This window comes from bacterium (genome assembly GCA_037128595.1).
GTDB lineage: Bacteria > Verrucomicrobiota > Kiritimatiellia > CAIKKV01 > CAITUY01 > JAABPW01.
This window is the reverse complement of record JBAXWB010000033.1, coordinates 24,102-45,153: the sequence shown is the minus strand read 5'-3', so window position 1 is coordinate 45,153 and position 21,052 is coordinate 24,102. Positions and strand designations below refer to the sequence as shown.

At 56.8% G+C, this 21,052-nt stretch carries 19 protein-coding genes, 1 tRNA gene and 1 pseudogene; 8 read left to right on the top strand and 13 right to left on the bottom strand.

Going from position 1 to position 21,052, the window contains the following annotated elements:
• The first annotated feature begins 20 nt into the window (after positions 1 to 20).
• On the top strand, positions 21 to 1,097 hold the full coding sequence (locus WCS52_16870; protein MEI6168855.1) for an inorganic phosphate transporter: 1,077 nt from the start codon (positions 21 to 23) through the stop codon (positions 1,095 to 1,097).
• Between the two features lie 10 nt (positions 1,098 to 1,107).
• Here the strand turns inward: WCS52_16870 and WCS52_16865 are convergent, their stop codons facing one another.
• Both WCS52_16865 and WCS52_16860 read right to left on the bottom strand, forming a co-directional pair.
• Positions 1,108 to 2,169, bottom strand: coding sequence for an ATP-binding protein (locus WCS52_16865; protein MEI6168854.1), 1,062 nt, complete (start codon positions 2,167 to 2,169; stop codon positions 1,108 to 1,110).
• On the bottom strand, positions 2,166 to 2,846 hold the full coding sequence (locus tag WCS52_16860) for a response regulator transcription factor (GenBank protein ID MEI6168853.1): 681 nt from the start codon (positions 2,844 to 2,846) through the stop codon (positions 2,166 to 2,168). Before WCS52_16860 ends, WCS52_16865 begins: the two co-directional genes overlap by 4 nt.
• A gap of 359 nt (positions 2,847 to 3,205) precedes the next feature.
• Between WCS52_16860 and WCS52_16855 the strand changes: the two genes are divergently transcribed.
• Genes WCS52_16855 through WCS52_16840 form a run of 4 tightly spaced genes read left to right on the top strand, consistent with a single transcriptional unit; the run spans position 3,206 to position 6,480 of the window.
• Positions 3,206 to 4,231 carry a hypothetical protein gene (locus WCS52_16855; GenBank protein ID MEI6168852.1) on the top strand — a complete coding sequence of 342 codons (1,026 nt, stop codon included), beginning with the start codon at positions 3,206 to 3,208 and terminating at the stop codon, positions 4,229 to 4,231.
• Positions 4,221 to 4,940 carry a methyltransferase domain-containing protein gene (locus WCS52_16850; GenBank protein ID MEI6168851.1) on the top strand — a complete coding sequence of 240 codons (720 nt, stop codon included), beginning with the start codon at positions 4,221 to 4,223 and terminating at the stop codon, positions 4,938 to 4,940. Before WCS52_16855 ends, WCS52_16850 begins: the two co-directional genes overlap by 11 nt.
• 24 nt (positions 4,941 to 4,964) lie before the next feature.
• Positions 4,965 to 5,594, top strand: coding sequence for a hypothetical protein (locus WCS52_16845; GenBank protein MEI6168850.1), 630 nt, complete (start codon positions 4,965 to 4,967; stop codon positions 5,592 to 5,594).
• Positions 5,595 to 5,604: 10 nt separating this feature from the next.
• On the top strand, positions 5,605 to 6,480 hold the full coding sequence (locus WCS52_16840) for an SDR family oxidoreductase (GenBank protein ID MEI6168849.1): 876 nt from the start codon (positions 5,605 to 5,607) through the stop codon (positions 6,478 to 6,480).
• Here the strand turns inward: WCS52_16840 and WCS52_16835 are convergent.
• Together WCS52_16835 and WCS52_16830 are read right to left on the bottom strand one after the other, a co-directional pair.
• Complete coding sequence (locus WCS52_16835) at positions 6,458 to 7,702, bottom strand: NAD(P)/FAD-dependent oxidoreductase (GenBank protein ID MEI6168848.1); 1,245 nt, start codon at positions 7,700 to 7,702, stop codon at positions 6,458 to 6,460. The two genes, WCS52_16840 and WCS52_16835, sit on opposite strands and share 23 nt — an antisense overlap.
• The gene (locus WCS52_16830) at positions 7,699 to 9,231 is read right to left on the bottom strand and encodes an MFS transporter (protein MEI6168847.1); all 1,533 of its coding nucleotides are present in this window, start codon (positions 9,229 to 9,231) and stop codon (positions 7,699 to 7,701) included. Before WCS52_16830 ends, WCS52_16835 begins: the two co-directional genes overlap by 4 nt.
• A 201-nt stretch (positions 9,232 to 9,432) precedes the next feature.
• Between WCS52_16830 and WCS52_16825 the strand changes: the two genes are divergently transcribed.
• Positions 9,433 to 9,524 (top strand) — tRNA-Ser (locus tag WCS52_16825).
• 379 nt (positions 9,525 to 9,903) lie between these two features.
• Here WCS52_16825 and WCS52_16820 read toward each other — a convergent pair.
• The 6 genes and pseudogenes from WCS52_16820 to WCS52_16795 all read right to left on the bottom strand — a co-directional run bounded on the left by WCS52_16820 (position 9,904) and on the right by WCS52_16795 (position 15,787).
• Positions 9,904 to 10,122 carry a hypothetical protein gene (locus WCS52_16820; GenBank protein MEI6168846.1) on the bottom strand — a complete coding sequence of 73 codons (219 nt, stop codon included), beginning with the start codon at positions 10,120 to 10,122 and terminating at the stop codon, positions 9,904 to 9,906.
• Between the two features lie 47 nt (positions 10,123 to 10,169).
• Positions 10,170 to 10,880: a hypothetical protein gene (locus tag WCS52_16815; GenBank protein MEI6168845.1), complete on the bottom strand. Its 711-nt coding sequence runs from the start codon at positions 10,878 to 10,880 to the stop codon at positions 10,170 to 10,172.
• 53 nt (positions 10,881 to 10,933) lie between these two features.
• Positions 10,934 to 12,073, bottom strand: coding sequence for a tyrosine-type recombinase/integrase (locus WCS52_16810; protein ID MEI6168844.1), 1,140 nt, complete (start codon positions 12,071 to 12,073; stop codon positions 10,934 to 10,936).
• 736 nt (positions 12,074 to 12,809) lie between these two features.
• Positions 12,810 to 13,808 (bottom strand): hypothetical protein, encoded by a 999-nt coding sequence (locus tag WCS52_16805; GenBank protein ID MEI6168843.1) that lies wholly within the window; start codon positions 13,806 to 13,808, stop codon positions 12,810 to 12,812.
• A gap of 504 nt (positions 13,809 to 14,312) precedes the next feature.
• Positions 14,313 to 15,272: pseudogene (locus WCS52_16800) on the bottom strand (PDDEXK nuclease domain-containing protein).
• A 158-nt stretch (positions 15,273 to 15,430) separates the two neighbouring features.
• Positions 15,431 to 15,787: a hypothetical protein gene (locus WCS52_16795; GenBank protein ID MEI6168842.1), complete on the bottom strand. Its 357-nt coding sequence runs from the start codon at positions 15,785 to 15,787 to the stop codon at positions 15,431 to 15,433.
• Positions 15,788 to 16,661: 874 nt separating this feature from the next.
• Between WCS52_16795 and WCS52_16790 the strand changes: the two genes are divergently transcribed.
• Entirely contained in the window at positions 16,662 to 17,801 is a 1,140-nt protein-coding gene (locus WCS52_16790) for a Gfo/Idh/MocA family oxidoreductase (GenBank protein MEI6168841.1), read from the top strand.
• Positions 17,802 to 17,826: 25 nt separating this feature from the next.
• Here WCS52_16790 and WCS52_16785 read toward each other — a convergent pair whose 3' ends face one another.
• Genes WCS52_16785 through WCS52_16775 form a run of 3 tightly spaced genes read right to left on the bottom strand, consistent with a single transcriptional unit; the run spans position 17,827 to position 20,005 of the window.
• Positions 17,827 to 18,270, bottom strand: a complete 444-nt coding sequence (locus WCS52_16785) for a serine dehydratase beta chain (protein ID MEI6168840.1) — start codon at positions 18,268 to 18,270, stop codon at positions 17,827 to 17,829.
• Positions 18,267 to 18,524 (bottom strand): hypothetical protein, encoded by a 258-nt coding sequence (locus tag WCS52_16780; protein MEI6168839.1) that lies wholly within the window; start codon positions 18,522 to 18,524, stop codon positions 18,267 to 18,269. The genes WCS52_16785 and WCS52_16780 overlap by 4 nt, the downstream gene beginning before the upstream one ends.
• Before the next feature lie 32 nt (positions 18,525 to 18,556).
• Positions 18,557 to 20,005, bottom strand: a complete 1,449-nt coding sequence (locus tag WCS52_16775; protein MEI6168838.1) for an alpha-glucosidase/alpha-galactosidase — start codon at positions 20,003 to 20,005, stop codon at positions 18,557 to 18,559.
• Positions 20,006 to 20,124: 119 nt separating this feature from the next.
• Here WCS52_16775 and WCS52_16770 point away from each other — a divergent pair, with 119 nt between their 5' ends.
• Positions 20,125 to 20,973 carry an AraC family transcriptional regulator gene (locus tag WCS52_16770; protein ID MEI6168837.1) on the top strand — a complete coding sequence of 283 codons (849 nt, stop codon included), beginning with the start codon at positions 20,125 to 20,127 and terminating at the stop codon, positions 20,971 to 20,973.
• The last annotated feature ends 79 nt before the right edge of the window (positions 20,974 to 21,052 follow it).

Below are 21,052 nucleotides of genomic sequence, written 5' to 3'. Positions count from 1 at the left end.
GTAACCCGAAGAACACACGCATGCTCACCCTCATCCTGATAGTGTTAGTGATCGCCCTGGCCTTTGAGTACATCAACGGCTTCCATGACACGGCCAACTCCATTGCCACCACGGTATCGACCAAGGTCCTGAGCCCGCGGCAAGCCGTGTTCATGGCCACCTGCTTCAATCTTCTGGGTGCCATGGCCGGGATCTCGGTGGCCAAAACGATTGGACAAGGGTTGGTGGATACGGCCTATGTGGGGATCGACACCATTCTGGCCGCCCTGCTGGGGGCCATCATCTGGAACCTGCTGACCTGGTGGCTGGGACTGCCGTCCAGTTCAAGCCACGCCCTGATCGGGAGCCTCTGCGGGGCTACGCTGGCCTCCTCCCAGGGGAACTGGCATGTCATCAAATGGGCCGTATCCAATCCCGTCACCGGCCACACGGAGGGGCTCTGGCCCAAGGTGATCATGCCGATGTTTGTCTCCCCTGCCGTCGGGTTTATTGGTGGGGCCTTGCTGATGGGCCTGCTGGTCGTGTTGCTTCACAAAATGCGGCCCCTGCTGATCAATAAGATTTTCTCCAAACTCCAACTGGCCAGCGCCGCCTGGATCAGCTTCAGCCATGGCACCAACGACGCCCAGAAGACCATGGGGATCATCGCCCTGATTCTCTTCACGGCGACCACTAAAAGTAACGCCTTCGGCGTCCTGCCCCCCTGGTTGGAATTTCTGAGAACCCCCGAGTTCACGGTCGCCACCTGGATCAAGGTTACCTGCGCCCTCACCATGGCCGCAGGCACCGCCGCCGGCGGCTGGCGCATTATCCGGACCATGGGCCACAAGATCGTGCGGATGCAGCCGATCCACGGCTTTGCTGCTCAAACCACGGCGGCCACCGTCATTTCCATCGCCACCCACTGGGGGATTCCGCTCTCCACCACCCACGTCATCTCCACCTCTATTATGGGGGTGGGCGCCACCAAGCGGCTCAGCGCCGTGAAGTGGGGCATCGTCGGTCGCATTGTCTGGGCCTGGGTGCTGACCATTCCGGTCACCGCCCTCCTTGGCTACTGGATCGAGAAAGCGCTCCTGCCCTTCTGGGGGAAGTAACCGGCCCGCCTCACGACATGGACGGCAGCAGCGGTAGCCGCACATGGAACACCGCGCCACGGGCATGCAGGGTACTCAGTTCTACTTGGCCGCCATGGGCTTTGGCAATGGCCGCCACGATCGCCAGACCGAGGCCGGCACCCGTCTGACGGGTTCCGGGGACCTGCCCGAACAACTCGAACACGCGCCCGGCCAATTCCGGAGCGATCCCCGGCCCCGTATCGGCTACGGTGATCAGCACCCCGCCCGCAGACTCCTGCTCCACTTTCATGAGAATATCTCCTCCGTTCGGGGTAACCCGAAGGGCATTGTCAAGAAGGTTGGCCAGCATCTCCACCAACAGATCTCCATTCCCCAGCACCTGAAGCCCCTCCTCGGTCTCCAGGCGCAAATTCACCCGTTTCTCCTCGCACAACGGCTGATAAATCTCCGCCGTCCGGTGCGCGACTTGCCCGATGTCCATCCGGACAAAGGAGGCGCGGACTTCTGTCCGTTCCAGTCGGGCGAGCCTCAGCAACTGTTCGGTCACGCGCGCCATCCGCCTGACTTCTTCCAGCATATCCGCCAGCGCCTGCCGGTACTCCTCGGGCGGGCGGTCGCGTGACAGGGCGACCTCCCCCACGCTTTGCATCGCCGCCAGGGGCGTCCGCAATTGATGCGAGGCGTCACCGCTGAACCGGCGCAAGCGCTCGACGGCCTCATGATAATAGTCGAAGGCGGCATTGATCGTGGTGGCCATGCGCCGCATCTCATCATCGGGCATATCGCCGGTGGAGATCCGCTCTTCAAAATGGCCGGCACAGATGTTGTCAGCCGCCAGGGTAATGGTCCTGACCGGCTGGATCATCCACCGTGAAATCCACCAGGCGACCCAGATCAGCAGGGGAAGCATGGCCAGATCCCAGCCCACTCCCGTAACCGCCTCCATCAGATGTTCACGCAACCGTCCTTCCGGATGATGTATCCAGGCACGGAACTCGATGATGCTGAAGATGGCGAACTGCAGGGCCACAAAGAGCACCAGCAGGGCCACCAACCAGTAGAACATGCGCAGACGCAACGGTGTTTTCATTTGTTTCCCTTCAGTGCAAACCCGACGCCATAGACGGTCCGGATCAACTCCTTGTCAAAGCCCCGGTCTACCTTCGCCCGCAAATGCGAGATATGGACGTCAATGACATTATCCAAAGGGGTCGCCCGTGACTCAATGTGCCAGACATCCCGGGCGATCATCTCGCGCGACACCGTTTTCCCGACATTCACCGCAAGGTACCTGAGCAACTCGAACTCCTGACCGGTCAGGGTGATCTCGCTGGCGCCCCGCATGACCCTCCGGTTCAACACATCGATGGCCAGCTCATCCACCTTCAGGATCGCCGCATTCGGAGCCTCGGGGCGGCGGAGCCGGGCCCGGATTCTCGCCAGTAATTCCGCGAGGGAAAAGGGCTTTACAAGATAATCATCCGCGCCGGCATCCAGTCCCTTGACACGATCCCGCACTGCATCGCGCGCCGTCAGGATAATCACGGGGGCCACGCAGTTCCGGGACCGGAGCACCTGCAGCACCTCCAACCCGCTCCGGTCGGGCAACCCGATATCCAGGAGAAACAGGTCAACGGGGTCGCCCTCCACCGGTTTCAGGGCATCGGCCGCCGTCCCGCAGGTCGTCACGTAATAGCCGTCCTCCCTGATCCCCTTGGCGAGGGCGGCCGCCATCATTTTATCATCTTCCACAACCATCACATGCATGTGCATCACCTCAGCAAATCCACCACCGAGTACACCATGAAATCCCCACCGCAACAAGGGGCAAAATGGGTGGTTGGGGTTGCGTTCGGGCGCATCTCTGTATGGTGGCTCGCGGTGTGGGGCGGATGTCCCCATCCGCCTTTTTGCCAGTTGGATCCGCAGACAGGCGGATGGGGACATCCGCCCCACACCCACTCTTCGCTTTGTAACCAAACGTTCAGCCCACATAGCGCCAATACTCGGATCGGAGATGAGCCCTTTGCTTTCTTAAGAAATCTTCATGATTCCTGAATGGCTACGGCCGGAGGTTTCGTGTCATCCTCTTGACAGATCAAATGGTGAGGAAAGGGAAAACCAGTATGAACGAAAGTCGGGCAATGGCAATGTGGGAATCGGTCAAGGTCCTGGGACGGGCCTTCGGCGAACAACAGGCAATTGTGCGCGAGGTGCACCGGCTGGCCGCCGAGGTCGTGCAGTCGCCCCCTGACACCCCCGCCGCCTTCAGGGTGGAACTCCCCGCCACGCCGGGTCCGCTGCTGACCCTGCGACGCAACCTGTTTTCCACCCTTTTCCAATCCACGTATCATGTGCTGGACGTCGCCCCCGAACGACGCCAGCTCTATGGCTCGATCAACTACCTGTTCCGGATCTGGGTCACCAGTGCCGATAATCTTTTGGATAATGAGGACAAGGTAACGCTGCCCATTCAAATGCCGGGCCAGTCCCGCGTCATGCGGCAGGTCGTTGCGATCATGGCCGCCGACCGCATCCTCCAGCGACTCCTTAACTCCGCCCTGCAAGCCGGGCAGATTACCCGGGAAGAGGCGGCGCTCCTTTCCGAAAGCTCCCTGCAGGTGCTGCTTCCCAGCGCCGCGCAGGAGGCCACCGAGGAAGGCGGGATCACCGACCGGCCCCGTCCGGAGTATGTGCTCAACACGATCCACCGCCTGAAAACGGGCATGCTGTTCCAGTTGCCGTTTCTCGGGCCTGAACGCATCGAGCGCGGCGTGGACCGGCGGAAAATGATGGCCCTGAAAGAGGCGCTCATGGCCTTTGGACTCGGGTGCCAGATCCTGGACGACATCCGCGACATGGCCCGGGACCACCGGGAACGCCGCCACAACTACATTCTCTCCAGCCTCAAATGGACGTCCGATCCTTACGAACAGGTTCTCGACCGCCGGCAACCGGGAGTCGAGGAACGCCTCCATGGCGAGGTGCCCCATGTGGTACTCCCGGCCGCCCGGCTGGCGATGACCTATCTGTGCAACGGATTGAAGGCCATGAGCCGGGAAGGGCTCCATATCCGGAATACCGCCATCGACACCATGGCGAGCGTGCTCTTTGACTCATTGGACCTGAAGGACTTGAAATATGCACTCTGACACCCTCACTCAAACCATGCTGACAGCGCGCGGCATCAGCTGCCTGCCCAAACCGCCGGGAGATCCGGCGCGTCAAACCTCCGGCCGTACTCTGGATCATGTGGCCAGCGTATACGATCTGCTTGAACCCCTGATGATGTTCGGCCTCGATGCGGTCATCCGGCGCGAAGTGATCACCTTGCTCGCGCTGAAGGGGAGCGAGAAGGTCCTGGATGTCGGCTGCGGCACCGGAACCCTCACCCGCCAGATCGCCCGCTCCCTTTCCGACCCGGAACGCTCCTGCGTGGTCGGCGTCGACGCCGCGACGGCGATGATCGAGGTCGCACGCCGCAAGGCGGAGAAGATGCCCAATGTCGCTTTCGAGTCCACGCTGGCGGAGCAGCTTCCCTTTGCGGACAGCTCTTTTGACTGCGCCGTTTCGACCATGTTTTTCCATCACATCAACGCCGACCTCAAGTGCCGGGCCTTGAATGAGATCTGGCGGACCCTGGTGCCGGGCGGGAAAACCATCATCGTGGATATCACCCCCCCGACAAACTGGTTCGGGTCGATTTGCGTCTGGGCCGGATACTTCCTGTTCCAACAGGCGGAGATCCGGGAAAATATCGAGGGCAAGCTGGAGACGGCGTTTACCCGTTCGAAATTCCGGCAGTGGCACACCGTTGCCCATCACGCTGGGTATGTGTCTGTTTATGTATTGGAAAAATAATAAAAAAACAAGAAAAGGAAAATAATGATGAAAAAAAGTGCAATGATTCTCATGGTTCTGGTGGCAACACTGGGGATATCCAACGCCCGCGCGGATAACGAAGGCGACACCATGGCCAAGGCGGTCAGTAACTACGTCGCCGGTGTCATGAAAGGCCTGCAAGGAGTTGCAGACCAACAGCCCACGGTGGACACCTTCCGGGCGCAGATGAAGCCGTTCATGGAAGCCACCCCGGGGGTATTCGGGGCCTCCCTGATCGACACGAATTTCGTCATCCGGCAGGTGTACTACCGGCGTGATTTCCTCGCGGTGGGGTTTGACCTGAAACGCGTCAGCGAACTGGATTATTTCTGGAAGCTGATGCAGCAGAAGCCGGAGCCCCAACTCAGCGAGCCGGGTCATGGCAGCCTCATTCAGCCGCGCCTGGTGGCCATGCGTTACCCGATCCTGGTCAATGGTGAATTCAAAGGCATTGTATCAGTCCTGATTCATACCGATGCGTTTCTGGAGGCCGTGGGATTGGACGCCTGCAGTGCCTTCAAAATCACCTGTCTGGGGAAACTGGCGGAGCAGAAAGGCTCGCTGACCACGCCTCATCATGAGACCAAACTGGCGTTACCCTCCACCGAGTGGCAGATCGAATTTCAAAAATAGGAGACGACCGATGCACGTTTTTATTGCAGGCGCAGGGGGCCCTCTTGGTAAACAGCTGATTAATGCCTTCCTGGACAAGGACGCACAGGTTACCGCCATGGGGTTCAGTAAGCAGGAGTTCGCCGGGTTATATCATCCCCGGCTCACCACCATGGCTTGTGACGTCACCAAGCCCGAGCAACTCGTGGGGATATGCAAGGGGGCCGACATGGTGCTGTCCTGCATTGGCATCACCCGGATGCGGAGTCAGCTAACCCACATGGATGTGGACTATCAGGGAAATCTCAACCTCCTCAACGCGGCCAAAGCCCAAGGCGTACGGAAGTTCGCCTTCATCACACCGATCGGCGCCGAGCATGGTGAAGCACACGGGGTCCCGCTGCTACAGGCCAAATACCTCTTCAAGAAAGAGCTGAGGAAATCAGGCCTGGATTGGGTCATCTTCCGGGCGGGCGGTTTTTTTGCCGACCTCATGGAGATGGGCCGGATGGCGGAAAAAGGCACGATGGTTGTCGTCGGGCCCGGCACCAATGTCTTTACGCCCGTTGATGTAAAGGACGTGGCCCGGGTGATGGCGGAGGACAGCCTGACCCGGAGCAATACGGAGGTCGAGATAGGCGGACCGCAAGATATGAGCTGGAACGAGATCTGCCTGGCCTGTTTTGCCCATTACGGAAAGAAACCGCGGATTATCCATGTGCCGGCCAGATTATGTGCGGCCATCCTCCCTATCCTGAAGCTCTTCTCCCCCACGAATTATGCCATGGGCAAACTCGTGCTGTTCATGTCCACGCATGATTTAAAAACCGAGAAACGAGGAAAACTGAGTTTTGCGGACTATTTGAAGAATTGCTCAACACCGGTTACAGCTTCTTCTCCGAGGTGATTAGCCGTACCGCACGGTCGAAGAAAAAATAATCCCATGACCAGTTGATGAGAACAAGCAGGCGGTTCCGGAAGCCGATCAGGAAGGCGATGTGCACCACCAGCCAGATCAGCCAGGCCGGAAACCCAGTGAGTTGCATGGGGCCCAGCCGCACGACTGCGGCGTTGCGGCCGATCGTGGCCATGGAACCGGGATCGCGGTACCGGAACGGTTCGAGCGGCTCGTCCGCCAGCAGCCGCCAGATGTTGGTGGCCGCCGCTTCCGCCTGCTGGATCGCGACGGGACCGATCATGGGATAGACCGCTTGTCCGTCCCCCTCGGGTTGGGCGCAATCGCCAATTGCAAAGACCTCCGGATGCCCCGGGAGTTGCAGCGTGGGCTGAACCCGGATACGCTTAAGCCGGTCTAACTCCACCCCCAGTCCGCTCGTCAGCCGTTCAGCCCGCACCCCGGCAGCCCACACCAGCGTCTGGGCCGGGATCCGCTCCCCGCTCTTCAACAACACATGGGTGCCATCGTATTCACACACCCCCGCGCCGAAACGGACCTCGACGTATTTCCGCCATAGCGTCTCTTCGGCGGTGGCCCGCAGCCGGTCCGGGAAGCCGGCCAGCAGGCGGTCCCCGTTTTCAAGCAGCACAATGCGGACGTCCTTGATGTTAAGCTGGTGGTAGTCGCGGATGAGGACCAGGCGGAACAGTTCGGACAGGGCCCCCGCGCATTCAACGCCCGTCGGCCCGCCGCCAACCACCACAAAGGTCAGCAATGCCCGGCGCTTCAGAGGGTCCGACTCCTGGACCGCCCGCTCGAAACGGCCCAGCACATGGTTGCGGATATTCTCGGCATCGTCCAGATCCTTCAAGCCGAAGGCATGTTCCGTAATGGAGGTCATCCCGAAGAAGTTGGTTTCCCCGCCCACCGCCAGCACCAGGTAGTCGTAAGCCAGGGAGCCCGAATCCGTGACCACGGTCTTACCGGCCAAATCCACATGCGTGACCTCAGCCAGTCGGATATCGACATTCCGTTGCGTCTTCAGGATCGACCGGAGGGAGTGGGCAATATCGGTGGGGCCCAAGCCGGCGGTGGCCACCTGGTAGAGCAATGGTTGGAACAGATGATAATTCCGGCGGTTCAGCAATGTAATCCGGACCGGCGCATCAGCCAGGTGTCGCACCACACGCAATCCGCCAAATCCACCCCCCACCACGACGACATGTTTCATTTATCCATCCTTGCTTCGGGTGCATCAATCGCGACCACCTTATACCCACCGCGCCGGCGGTCGCAAATATAAATCGTCCCGAACACCAGCACGATCACCACGGACAGAGGGGCCAGCCGGCGGAACGCCATGCGGCCGCCATAATTGTCGGCGGGATCCAGTACGGCTTTCACCTGGGCGACCACGGCGCCGGCCTCGGGGGAATCAGGCGCCGAGGCGGCGGCCGAGACCGCGTGGCGCAGCGTGTTGGCGGTTCCAGCAGGCAAGGGACGCCCGGAGCCGGACTGCGCCAGGGTCGCGGAGGCATCCGTGACCGCGGCCTGGATCTCACTCTTGAACGGATCCCGGGCGGCGGAGGCCAGCGGCGTATACACCTCCACCACCTGCTGGAGCACAGCGACCGCACCGGGCGCGTCCAGTCGCGCAGGCAGGTTTTGGTCGGCGATGCGGCCCAGCCAGGGGGACGCGAGCATGCCTGAGGCGAGCATACCCATGCCGCCCATGAGCGAGAGGGCCAGCGCGCCCCCCTTGGGCACACGTTCCGCGACGACTCCGAGCATGGTCGGCCAGAAATAGCAGACCCCCAACGCAAACACGGTGGCCGAGGCCAGGGCCAGGGTCATGGTTTCGGCGTAACTCAGCCAGAACAACCCCAAGCCCGACAACACGGCCGACCCCACCAACATCCCGGTGGGCGACAGGCGGTGTACGATCGGTCCGGCAAAGAAACGCAGCACGGCCATCAGCCCGGAGATCCATACCAGCACGAGGATCCCGTGCATGCCGCCCGCCTGCAGAATGGCAGGGATCCAGCGGTTCGGTCCCAGTTCCAGCGAGGCGGTGATGCCCATGCAAAGGAAAAACACCAGGAACAGTGGACGGCCCAGCGTGGCCCGGACCATGCCGCTGAACGAAACACCGGAGCGGACGCGCTCGGTGACCGGGAAGGATTGCCCCAGGAAGAGAAGGCCATAGCTGAGGGTCGGGATGAGAATGAGCCCCAGACGCAGCTTATAGGAGCCAAGTCCGAATTGACTGAACGCGAAACACAACAGGCCACCGATCACGATGCCGCCGGGAAACCAGACGTGGAAGCGGTTCAGCATCTGGGTCTTGCGGTCCGGATAGAGCGTGGCCACGAGGGGATTACACGCGGCCTCAACCGTCCCATTCCCGAGCGAGAGGATGAGGGCACCGGCAAAAAGGGCCCAGAACCCGGTGGCGGCCATCATCAATAGCGGGCCGACCAGATGACAAATCCAGGCGAACCGTAACAGCGACCGCATGCCGAGCGCATCACACAACGGTCCCAGCACGATGATCGAGAGGGTAAAGCCCCATAAGGCGGCCCCCCCGATCTGCCCTACCTGCGCATTGGTCAGGACAAACGTCGTCTTCAGCGTCCCCATGATATCGCCAATCACCGCGAAGGCCACGGAGGTGGAGATGAGCGCGATGCAACTGCAAAAGAAAAGGCGTTTGGCATGGACTTCTCCCTGACCTGCTGGCGTGGTTGCGATTCCCGACATAATGAGCTCCCTTTCTGGCGATTGTTTCTAGCCGTCGTATTCAAACCAAAATATTGGGCAATATTCTGATCATTCAGTTCAATTTGTCAAAAAGTCTCTTTCGCTCACAACCCTGAATAAAAGCCTTCACCGGGCGCGCGAACCATGCCTTGACTTTATCAGGAGGGTTTTCTAGTTTTACCGAGCCTTTCGCAACCCTATGGAGGGGTGGCAGAGCCCGGTTGAATGCGCATGACTCGAAATCATGTTTACCTTCACTGGTAACGGGGGTTCGAATCCCTCCCCCTCCGCCATTTCAATAAATGCCCTGAAAACATTGCCTATTAAGCAGCAATGTGCTGGCAAAATATCGTTATGGATAACGGTCAAGGCTAACGGCTCCCCTTAAATCACAGACGTTTACCGATGTCACAATGCCCTACACGCCCCGCGATATACAAGAGGCGCATCTTTGTGTGTCTGGACATTCAGTCGGGCTCTACAGAGGTAAGTAGATGGTTATTTTTCGATCTGCCGAGCAAGAGTTGCGAGCCTGCTCCTCGACAATCACCCCTCACTTTGCCGCTACAGGATAGCCAGGGTTCGAACAATCTGGCTAGGAATGAGTGTATCCCTAGCGGGTAACCCATATTCTCGGAACTCGCCGTGATCACCCAAGGCCGATCGCAGGAGTTATACATAGACACGCCGGAGGGCCTCAACCAGCCCGAAGGCGGGGCTGTGGGTAAGGTTGTAGATGTGTGGTCTGCTCAATCCTGTGATCGGGCAATGGCCGACCGAGGGGATGCCAATCCACTGAGGACCGAGTGGCGGTATGATTGATTTCCGGGTGACCGGAGCGGAAGCACGTCCGCCGCTGTAAGAAACATCACAAGCTGTTTTTGTCTTCATGCCCCCACGATGACATAGGGGCGTGGGGACTGTGGCCCCCACAGTCCCTACTTTTTATGACGAGCAATATCGTGCCGTTCGAGAGTCTTAGCGGAACATTTGTGTTTATCAGCAATACGCTTGCGGGCACTCGAAATGCTCACAGTCCCTACAGGAGGACAATGCTTCCGCCGATACTCATCCAGATCTCTTAACGCAGCGTCAATGAGAGGCTGGAACTGGCGTGCCCGAATTGCTCCACTCTCTTTTGCGGCGTTCAGCACTTTTTGCCCTCGGGCACTATCTGCGGCAAGTATCGCTTTTTTCCGCCGAATCACAGCAAGGGCTTTCTGCTCTTCACTCCTCCGCCTTTTCACCCATTTATCAACCCTAATTTGATCATCATCAGAGATGATAGTCGTATCGGTCTCTATGTCTTTCCAATATTCTTGAAGATACCGCCTAGCTTCATTCACTTGAGCCGAACAATGATCAGGCATGACATGGTTATACGCCCGTTCCTTAAAGGCATCACTTCCCTTTACAGATGTTTTGTAATCGTCCTTTCCCTTAATCATATTCGTGAAAATAATAGCAGCCCTTTTCGCCCCATTCGTCACCCAGATGTGCTGGGCCAACAACTCTCCAATCTTTTGCGACCGCTCTTCTTGGGGAAATTCATAAGCTTTATTCAAAACCTTTTTCTGAAAGTCTGGATCAACCGAACCTACGACACGGTACAACTCATCCAAGACGTCCTTTCTTTGGCTTTTCTTCATAAGGCATCAATCTGCAATTTGATTGCTAGAGATCATCGTCTTTCCTTAAACAATTACTTTGTGAGGTCTGGGAGCTTGTCAACAGCGGCTCGTAGCGAAGAGCGGTCAATCTTCGTGTAATTTCTTGCGATCGCAGCCGACTCATGCCCCAACAAAGTCATAGCCACAACGTCCGTTACGCCATTATTCCGCAAGGCGCTTGCCGCGGAATGGCGTAGACAGTGAAACGAGAGTTCATTCAGGACACGCCTGGAATCACGCCCACCTTTCGCCTTCTCGTGAGAGCGTTTCGGCACAAGCCCAGCACTGACCATAATGTTGTAAAACCGATTACTCAGAGTGCCTGAACGGTTACCTTCATATGAAGATGGGAATAAGGGAGCATGAGGATCATCACTGGACGGTAGCGCCATAAGATATTGCACGAGGACCCCAGCCAGAGGAACGTGCATTGGGCGTTTTGTTTTCTGGGCGGTAAAGTGAAGTTCCTTATTGGCGAAATCCACATTAGCCCAAGTCAATGAGGCGATATCCGACAGACGAGCACCGACATAATAACCAAAGAGAATCATTCCCCTCCATTCATTATCGGAAACCCCAAGAATAAGTTTTAATTCCTCGCCCGTGAAAGGTCGGCGCTTGCCTTGCAACCCCTTCACAGGAGATATTTTCGAGAATATGTCGTCATCAATCAACCCATCTTTCCGGGCCTGGCGCCATACGCCGCCAAGTATCTTTAACGTTTTGTTGACGCTTGCAGCCGCCATGCGTCGGGCCAAAGTATCACGCAACGCTGAAACGTCCCTCAATGTGATCGTTTCGATAGATCGATTCGCCTTGGCCCCCAAATGGTCAAGGAGTGTATTCCGAGCTGTTCGATACTGCACAAGGGAGGATTCCTCAACTTCCAGCTCTTTCTTTGAAAGCCAGCTTTCGAGGTATTCCCTTACCGTACTCGTTGGGAGCATTTCCTTGTTAGATCTGGCGAATATGTCAGCCAAAACTTTGCGAGCCCGTTCTTGTGTCAGCCGGCCCTCCCGGCCGGTCTTTGATGCCTCAGCCCATTCGAGACAACGGCGCATGGCTTCTTTCTTATCATTAGTACCGGTGGACTTTAATGATCTAAGTCCGTCACCATTGTAAAAAGCGGCGTACCAATATGGGCGACCATCTCTCTTGTGTATGCTGGGCATCAGTTACTTCTCCAATCTATGGATAACGTAATGGATAACGTTCACTGATGTCAACGACGTAGGCAATGTATTATTTGCTAATAAATAACGATAAGTATAAGGGATACTGGTAACGGGGGTTCGAATCCCTCCCCCTCCGCCATTCTCACCAAACCCTTGCAAATAAAGGGTTTTATCTACATAGACGCTTTTGAAAAACAAAAAGTCATAACAGTTTTTCATAACAAATGTATCCTTGTCACCTATGTTTGCCGGTGTAAAAGAAGGATTCAAACGGGCGTATCTGAAGCCGGAAAAGTTACAACTCATGACAGTGAAACCGGAATGCGATTGAAATAATCGCGCCCTGCCGAACAGCAATTGAATTCCACGCACGGACGTGTCATAGGTCAAAAAAAAACTATCTCAAATATGATGGCCGCCGCCAGCCACCCGACAGTGATCAATTATGGATGTAATTGGATCCCAAAACAGCCAGAAATAGGTGCTTTCCCGCAATAAACCATGCGAATTAATGGGGTTTTTGTACTTGAATGCTGTAAAAACCAGAAAACGCATTTTCACCGTAAGTACCTGAATTTCAATGGATTACACTATATTTCGCCGAGTTTCGTTCAGGGAATAACAGGCGCGGCGGGGGCCCCATGGTCAGTAGGCTGGGAACAGTTGGCTGATTGCAGAGATGAGGGGCCCTGGGGAGAGACACCAATTTCAAGACCACAGTTTTTATACCCATTTACTGTGGTTGTTGACTTAAGAGAATTTCATGACCGAGTTTGAAATAGATCACAGATATTCCAAGCGATGCTAAGCCAGCGATGAAAGGAGTCGACAAGTTTGGTGTGTCAGGCAAAACCAAGGTCTTGTCACATTTGTGTTGCCCCATGGTGTGAACAATCAATTGACCTATTCCTGTGTAAAGGTTTTGCAGCGACACATCTGTTTTTACCTCCCAGACATGAATAAGTTGCGAAGACTTGACTAGGGCTAGATCAATCTTCTTTGTATTCACAAGTCTTTGGCCCGGCAACTGGGCTTTGGATTCCAAATAGCGTTTCAAGGCAGACACGACTCGTCCATGGTTGCAGTCTGCTGTAACTGATGCACGAGCAGGAATACTCTTCTTGCCTGAAAATTCATCGTGAAAATCGAATCCGGGCGCCTCGATTTTTGTTGTTCTATGTCCTTTACCCGCCGAAATGACAGATGCCTTAAATTCAGAAACCGCCTTAACGAAATTTACCACGTTTTCCGCCATATGCGGGTCTCGAAGCGATGTAATCAAATAGGCATCGGTTGTCCGCCCGTCCTTTTCATCGATGGTAGCGATACCACCATTATACCAAGCCGTGAAAGCGTTCTTCCCGATGCCAGGCCTTCCCCCACCAACCTTCCCACGGTGGATAAGAAACACTTCTTGAGTGTCAGGCGCTTCCGCGAAAAGAGCTGAAATTGTGCGATTAACGCCTTCGACGGGAATATTGATTTCGACTGTAATATTATTTGAACGATTGAAATCAGGATTCAGGCCATAGGCGTCCCAAAACCGATTGCTGTTCTGACTCAGTTGAGAGATGAACCACAATTCGTCATTGTAATGGGCCGGCATTTGGCCAGTTTCACCCTTGTATCCAATTGTCAGGGGTGCACTATGGCCAAGGGCGCGTCGGATGGCTTCGATAAAATCACGATGTATCTCTGCCACTCGTCTTTTGTCAGTTATGGCTCGTAACATGCTTGTACCTCCGTGATTAATTCATTTTTAGACTATCCCATTAACAATTGATGTAAAGATGATTCGCCCACCTGCTGCCGTAGGCGGCTTCGAGTGAAGCGAGTGCATTGAATTTTGTTGGACGGCGCAAACTTGGGGTGCCGATGACAACCGGGATGATGGAATCACCACGCTGGCCAGAATCTGCCGGCCGCCGGACAACACGCGCGTCTCCAAGGGGGTTCAGGGGCACTCCCCTGCCTGAGTTTTGCAGGCGCTCTTCCGCGCGAGGCCGGCGCGCCGCAAAACCAATGCGCCCACCCCCACCGGGGGTGATAAGGCGCAAGGGGGCTAAGGCATAGCCGCTTTGCTGGGTGAGCGTGCGAACACCTTGGAGGGCTGGAATGGTGGTGAGCGCGCGAACCACATGCAGGCCCGACTGAGCGTCCGGCCCCTGGGGGCCGAGACCGCAAGGGGGATGAGCGGCGGAGTGGCCCTGGCTGCGTCCAGCCTATGTGCTGCTGTCTATCCCTTTTTAATTCGAATCTCGCCGCGCGCTTCCAGAACTTTCCGCGTCCGGTCGATCTCGGCGACAAGCATCTTTTCGGCAGGGAGTGCGACCTTGTATTCGGCTGCGAGAACCTTGTTGGGTAGATTTTCGAGGGCGTAATGGGCGAGAGAGGAATCTTTTTGGGCGCAAAGGATCAATCCGACGGGTGGATTCTCGTCGGGCCGCGCCCAGTGCTCACGGGCGTAATTGAGATAGAGGTGCATCTGGCCCGCGTCAGCATGAGTAAACTTGCCAAGTTTGAGATCGATGATCACCAAGCAGCGGAGCCTGCGGTGGAAGAAAAGGAGATCCACACGATACCATTCGGCGCCGATACGCAGGCGTCGCTGGCGGCCGACGAAGGCGAAATCGCCGCCCAGTTCGAGCAGGAAGGACTCCAGGTGTTGAATCAGGGCCTCCTCAAGCTGGGACTCGGAATATTCATCCTTCAGCCCCAGGAATTCGAGTATGAGCGGATCCTTGATTTCTTCCTCCGGAGTGACCCGGTCCTCGGGCTTGGCCCGGCCACCCTTCTTGAGCATGGCGGCCTTGTCGCGCGAGAGGGCAGTGCGTTCATAGAAGAGCGTCGAGATCTGGCGGTCCAGCTGCCGAACCGACCACCCGCCACGCAGGGCTTCGGTCTCATAGAACAAGCGCGCCTGGGGATTGTCCACGGAAAGCAAGCGGACGTAGTGCGACCAGGGGAGAGGGAAGCGGGCCGTGAGGGTCGCCACGTCGGATTTTGCAGACAGTGTCTGCGAAATTACCTTGGGTGCAGAAAAGCCAGACACTGTCTGACCTTTTCGGGTGGATGGCAATTGGCCAGACGGCGTCTGGTTTTTCTCGCCCAACGGAAAGGTCACGTAGAATTGGCGGAACTGCTTGAGGTTAGTGAGACTAAACCCACGTCCGAACCGCGCTGTCAAATCGGCGGTACGAGTCCAGCATAGGCTGGCGGCGTTGTTGTGAGCGCCGATTTTCCTGATCCTGATTTGTTGTTGGATTTCGGTCTTGGCATAATGCCTGCTAATGTGGCTTCTTTTTCTGACGGAATCAACCCCTAAGCATGCAACATTTCAGTTCACAGTACCCGTCAGTGAGAATCGCCGACAACGGGGTTGAGATATATCAAAGTCTGGAACTCACCTTTTTCTCTCCGGAAATGGCCCGGCAACCGGGAAAGCCGGGACGAATTTCGGCAGGCCTTGTCAGCGCCCATGGCGGTGAATACGCCCTCATGACCATAGAACCGCGTCCCGATCTCCCTGTCCCACGTGGCGCGGTCGGGCAGGTTCACCCGGACCCAGGCATGTAATGACTTTCCACCGCTGTCCAGCAAGACGGCAACATCCAAAAGGCCCTTGCTGATGACCGAGTACCAGAATGCGAACTGCTCTGGCTTGGGCAGGTTGTCAAACTCCACCACCGCATACTGTCGGCACCCAATCATCCCTATATTCTGTCTTAGATGTTTCCATCCATCAGCCCTTTACGTTCCTGACTCAGCTCTTCTTATGCAGAGGCCCTTTGCTCCACGGTCGTTACCCGCTTCTTCACTACTCCGGCCTCGTCCGACTCCCGCCGATGTTGTGCGGCGGGTCTCCCAAGTTCCTGTGCAGAACTATCCGAGCGCGCTATCTCCCTTGACCCCGTCGTGTGCCCCCATCGCGTTCCCGTTCTTTGTTGGGCGGCTACTGGCTTCAGAATCTCCGACATCTTGACCACACGAAATTGGTGTATCGAGGCTTGGACGAGAGTTCACTTGCGTTATGGCTCACTCGTTCGCAGACACGGAGCTCCGCGCGATCAGTCACCTTCCCGCGCGTCCATGCTACTACTCATCTACGGTCATTTCATGAGACAAACACCTTTCAGTTTGTAAGTTCTGCCAAGCTTTCTTGGCGCACCGGAGACACGGAGGCTCAGAGAGAGAAGTAAAGGGAGAATGTTGCGGGTATTTAAGCTGCGGAGTACCGCATCTGAAATTCCCGCAACCCTTTCTGGAGTAATTCGTTGAGTAAGATAAGATTCTTAAACACACAACGCATCTCCTCCCGCTCTGGTCTTCCTCCAAGAAGGGTGGCGTTTATTTTGGCCACGGTATTTCCGTGGACGAGATAAACGCCACATTGTATTTTCTCTCTCTGATGAGTCTCCGTGTCTCCGTGGTAAATCTTTTTCTTCGCCTTCATTTGAAGTCCTTGAAAACCCCTACGGAAGTGACATGCGCCCCTGCTAAAGTTTCCCGCGACCCAGGCCTTTACAGCTCATGGCCATTTATGTTCAAATCGGACGGGTAATCCATAATGACAGGAGATGTGCAGATGAAACGAAAGATCAGGATGGGAATGGTTGGCGGCGGTCCCGGCGCGTTCATCGGCGGCGTTCACCGGATGACGGCGCGTCTTGACGGCAACATCGAACTCGTATGCGGAGCGTTCAGCTCGGATCCGGCAAAAAGCAAATCCATGGCCGAGGAACTGTTCCTTCCCGCCGCCCGCTGCTACGACTCCTATGACCTCCTGTTTGAAGCCGAGTCGCGCCTCCCGCCCGGCGACCGCATGGACTTCGTGTCTATCGTGACTCCCAACGTCCGGCATTTTGATATCGCGATGAAGGCGCTTGATCACGGGTTCCATGTGGTCTGCGACAAGCCCATGACGTTTGATTTCAGCCAGGCTCAACGTCTTCATAAAAAAGTGAAGGAGAGCGGACTGCTCTTTTGTGTGACGTATAACTACACCGCCTATCCGATGGTCAAGCAGGCCCGGGCGATGGTCGCCAGCGGGGTTCTGGGTGAGCTCCGCAAGATCATCGTGGAATACTCCCTCGGCTGGCTTGCCGCCCCGAATGCCGGAAAACAGGCCATCTGGCGGGTCGACCCCCTGCAGGCCGGATCGACCGCTTGCATGGGCGATATCGGCACTCATTCTGAAAACCTGATCCGGTATGTCACCGGACTTGAAATCGAGGCGCTCTGCTCCGATCTCAGCACGTTTGTCGAAGGCCGGACACTGGATGATGACGGCTCCGTGATGCTCCGTTTCAAGGGCGGGGCGAAGGGCCTCATCCATGCCAGCGAAGTGTACACAGGGGAAGAGAACCGGCTTTCACTGAAAATCTGCGGTTCCAAAGGCTCCCTCGTATGGAACCAGGAAACCCCGGAAGAACTGACGGTCAAAACCAACGATGCCCCGATGCAGGTCCTGCGCCGCGGTTGGGCTGGAACTATCCCGGAAATCGGAAAATTCACCCGAATACCGGCGGGCCACCCGGAAGGCTTCCTGGAAGCCTTCGCCAATATCTACAACGAGTTTGCCAAGGCCGTTGATGCCCGACTGAGAAATGAGACCTATCAGGCGGACTTCCCGACCGTCGAGGATGGGTTGGATGGCATGCTGTTCCTCAAGCGTGTCATCGAGTCTAACCAGAGCGCCTCGAAATGGACGCCCTTCGCGCTGTAAAGGCGCCACTACCGTCCCGCTCATATCATACTGGTGTCAAGGGCTGTCCTTGGTTATGACACCATTGCAGGATCCCCTCCATGGTGGTCAGCGCGTAAAGGCCGCCCGTCTGCTCCTCCAGTCCATCATCCGCCGCCAGCGCCCCGCCCCCGATACTATACACCGTCCACGAGTCGTAAGGCTGCCCCGCCTGGATCAGTTCCAAACGCAAGGCATTGGGATGGCGGGGAAGAAAAACGTCCGGCTGCCAGACGATCCCTTCCAACCGGCGACCAAGCACCTCGTGAATCGCGGCATCGGTCAGATGCCCCCGCCCGGTAGCCGCCAAAGCGCCGAACAGGGTCACGCGAACCGGGGTGTCGCCCGGATGCCTGGAGAGGAATAGCCGGGCCGCCCGCACCGGCCCCATGGTGTGACTGCTGGACGGGCCCTGTCCGATCCGGTAGAGGCCAAGAAGGGAGGGCATCATAAACGGCTCCTCCTGCCCGCATTCAGCTGCCGGATCACTGCCCCGCACAGGGTTTGGCGGACCTCCGCGCGGGAGCAGTCGAGTCCGATCGACCGTTTGAGCGTGCGGCGATTTGACACCATGAAATACGACACGGCCAGCAGATTGAAAATAAACCCCTCGAAGGGTACATCGGCCAGGAAATGACCGGACTTCTGCCCCTGCTCATACAGGCTCCTGAGATGTTTCAAGACGGGATCCTTGATTCCGGACAAGCAGTAGAGATGGCGTGCAAGTTATTTGCTGATTATTTCACGTTCCGTGCGGCCATGGAGGAGACTTGCGCGGCGGCATCGCCCGTTTTGACACTGGCCTTTTTGCTGAGCGCCGCCACCTGCTTACGGACCTGTTGCGCCACCACCGCATCCGTGTTTTTGACTTTTTTGACTTGCAGCCACTCGGGAATATAGGCCTTCTCGGCCCGGAACAGTTCATCGGCCATTTGGCGCACTTCCTGGGGCGAGCAGACGGCCGCCGACAGCGGGTCCACCATCATCGCCTGAATGACGGATTCCCGGTTGTGATTCAAAATTCCATCCACCGCCAACTCGAACACCGCCATGTTGCTGCGGCAGAGCGCCGCCACCTGCTCCGGCAAGGGGCCGAAATAGGTCGGCATATAGCCGCGTCGATCCACGAGGACCGCCACCTCCACCACGCCGGTCTGCGGCAGGTTGGGAATCAGGCCGGTATTGGGAACGGAGGCATAAATGATTTTGGGCCGGTTGAAGGCATGGGCCTCAATGATATCCGACGCATATTCGTGCCCGCGCGTCAGGTTGATGTCCTGGGTCCCATTCGCCATGGCCACACGCTTCTTGTCCGTCTCCTGCCGCCAGCGCGGCCAGTTGTCCGCATAGAAACTGGACCCGCCCAGATAGTCCTTGCGGCAGAATTTCTTGATCAGGTCTTTCCGCTTGCGGAAATACGGCACATATTCCGAGAAATGACCGCTGGACTCCGTCACATAGAGACCGAACTCCTTCATCATTTCCAGGCGGACGGGATCCTTCTCATAGACGCTCGTTTTCTTCATCGCCTCGCGCACCACCGGATACAGGTCATGACCGCGCCAGGAAAACTCGGTAAACCAGGCCATGTGGTTGATGCCGCCGCATTTCCAGGTGGTTTCCTCGTACGGCACACCGGCATAGCTGGCGAAATTGCGGGACGAGCCCTGCACGGAATGACAGAGGCCCACCAGCGGCTGATCGGTTACCCGCGTACTGCCCAACGTCATGATCGACATCGGGTTGGTGTAATTCATGATGATCGCATGGGGACAGTATTTCTTCGCATCGCGCAGAATCTCCACGAACACCGGCAGGGTCCGCAGCGCCTTCATCACGCCGCCCGGTCCGATGGTATCGCCGATGCATTGATCAATCCCGTACCTGAGGGGAATGTCGTTGTCGAACCGCACACAGGCGGTACCGGAGACCTCGATCGTGCTGATCAGGTAGTCCGTGCCCTTGAGGACTTCACGCCGGTCGGTCGACGCCTGAATGGTCCAGCCCGTCTTCCCCATCAACGCCAACACGCGCTGCATGAGCTTGAGGTTGACCTTCAGCCGGGCGGCATCAATATCCACCAGCCCGATGATCCCGCTCTCCATCCCTTCAATATTCAGAATATCCGTGAACAGGGGTTGCATGAACCCGCTCCCCGCACCCAACAACGTAATTTTTTTAAACATGAGTTTTCCTTCATCTATACAAATTGTGCTTGATTCACCTTGATGGATAAACAAATATCACCTTGTTTATGGCATTGTAAATATGCGTTTATTGATGTTTGTATACATTTTGTGATCTCATGATCCTCTGGAGCACCATTTTCAATACCCTGGGGCCATTTACACGGCTGCCGCGCCTGTTGTGCGTCTCGAGTGAAGTGCGCCGTGACAGCAGCTATCACCTGATCGGACGGCTCAGGGCGAAGGAGACGCACGCGATTTTCAAGTACACGCTCTCCGGGGCCGGCCGGTTTCGTGATGGGAAGGGCGTGCATGAGGTGCCTCCCGAGCACGGCTTCCTCTGCGAAGTCGGAGATCCCGACATTTCCTACTATTACCCCCCGGGCGCCCGGGAGCCCTGGATCTTTGTGTTTATCGTATTTGACGGGGAGTGCGCCATCCAGTGGGCCCGCGATCTGGTGAAGCAGGCGGGCCCCCTATTCCATCTCCCGCGCGAATCAGGCGTGGTTGAGCAGCTCTGCTCCTTTGGCAAGGAAGAGACGCAGCATCGCGTCATTCAAGCCGGCTGGGGGGCGGAGTTCGTCCTTTCCCTGCTGCTCGCCCTCACGCGCTCCCGGGAAGACGGTGCGATCCCGCCTGATGCCGATGGCGTGGTCCGGCGGGTGCAGGAATTTGTGGCCAACCACCTTGACCGGGATATCAATGGAAAAGAGATTGCCACCCGACTGCGGATTTCACGTGAACATCTCTCGCGAGTATTCCACAGTCAGACCGGCACCACCCTCCACACTTATATCCTGAGGCAGAAAATGGAGTATGCCAGCCACCTGCTCAAACATTCTGACTATAACATCAAGGAAGTCGCCAGCCACCTCGGCTATGAGTCCCCTGCCCATTTCGGACGCACCTTCCGCCGGATCAAGGCGATGACCCCGGGCGCCTTCAAGGCCGAAGGACAATTGCATTAGGAAAGCGGTTTTGACAGAGCAAAACCCTCCATTGAATAAAATCAGCGTTTTCCAGACGATTGTACGCGAGTAAAACCAC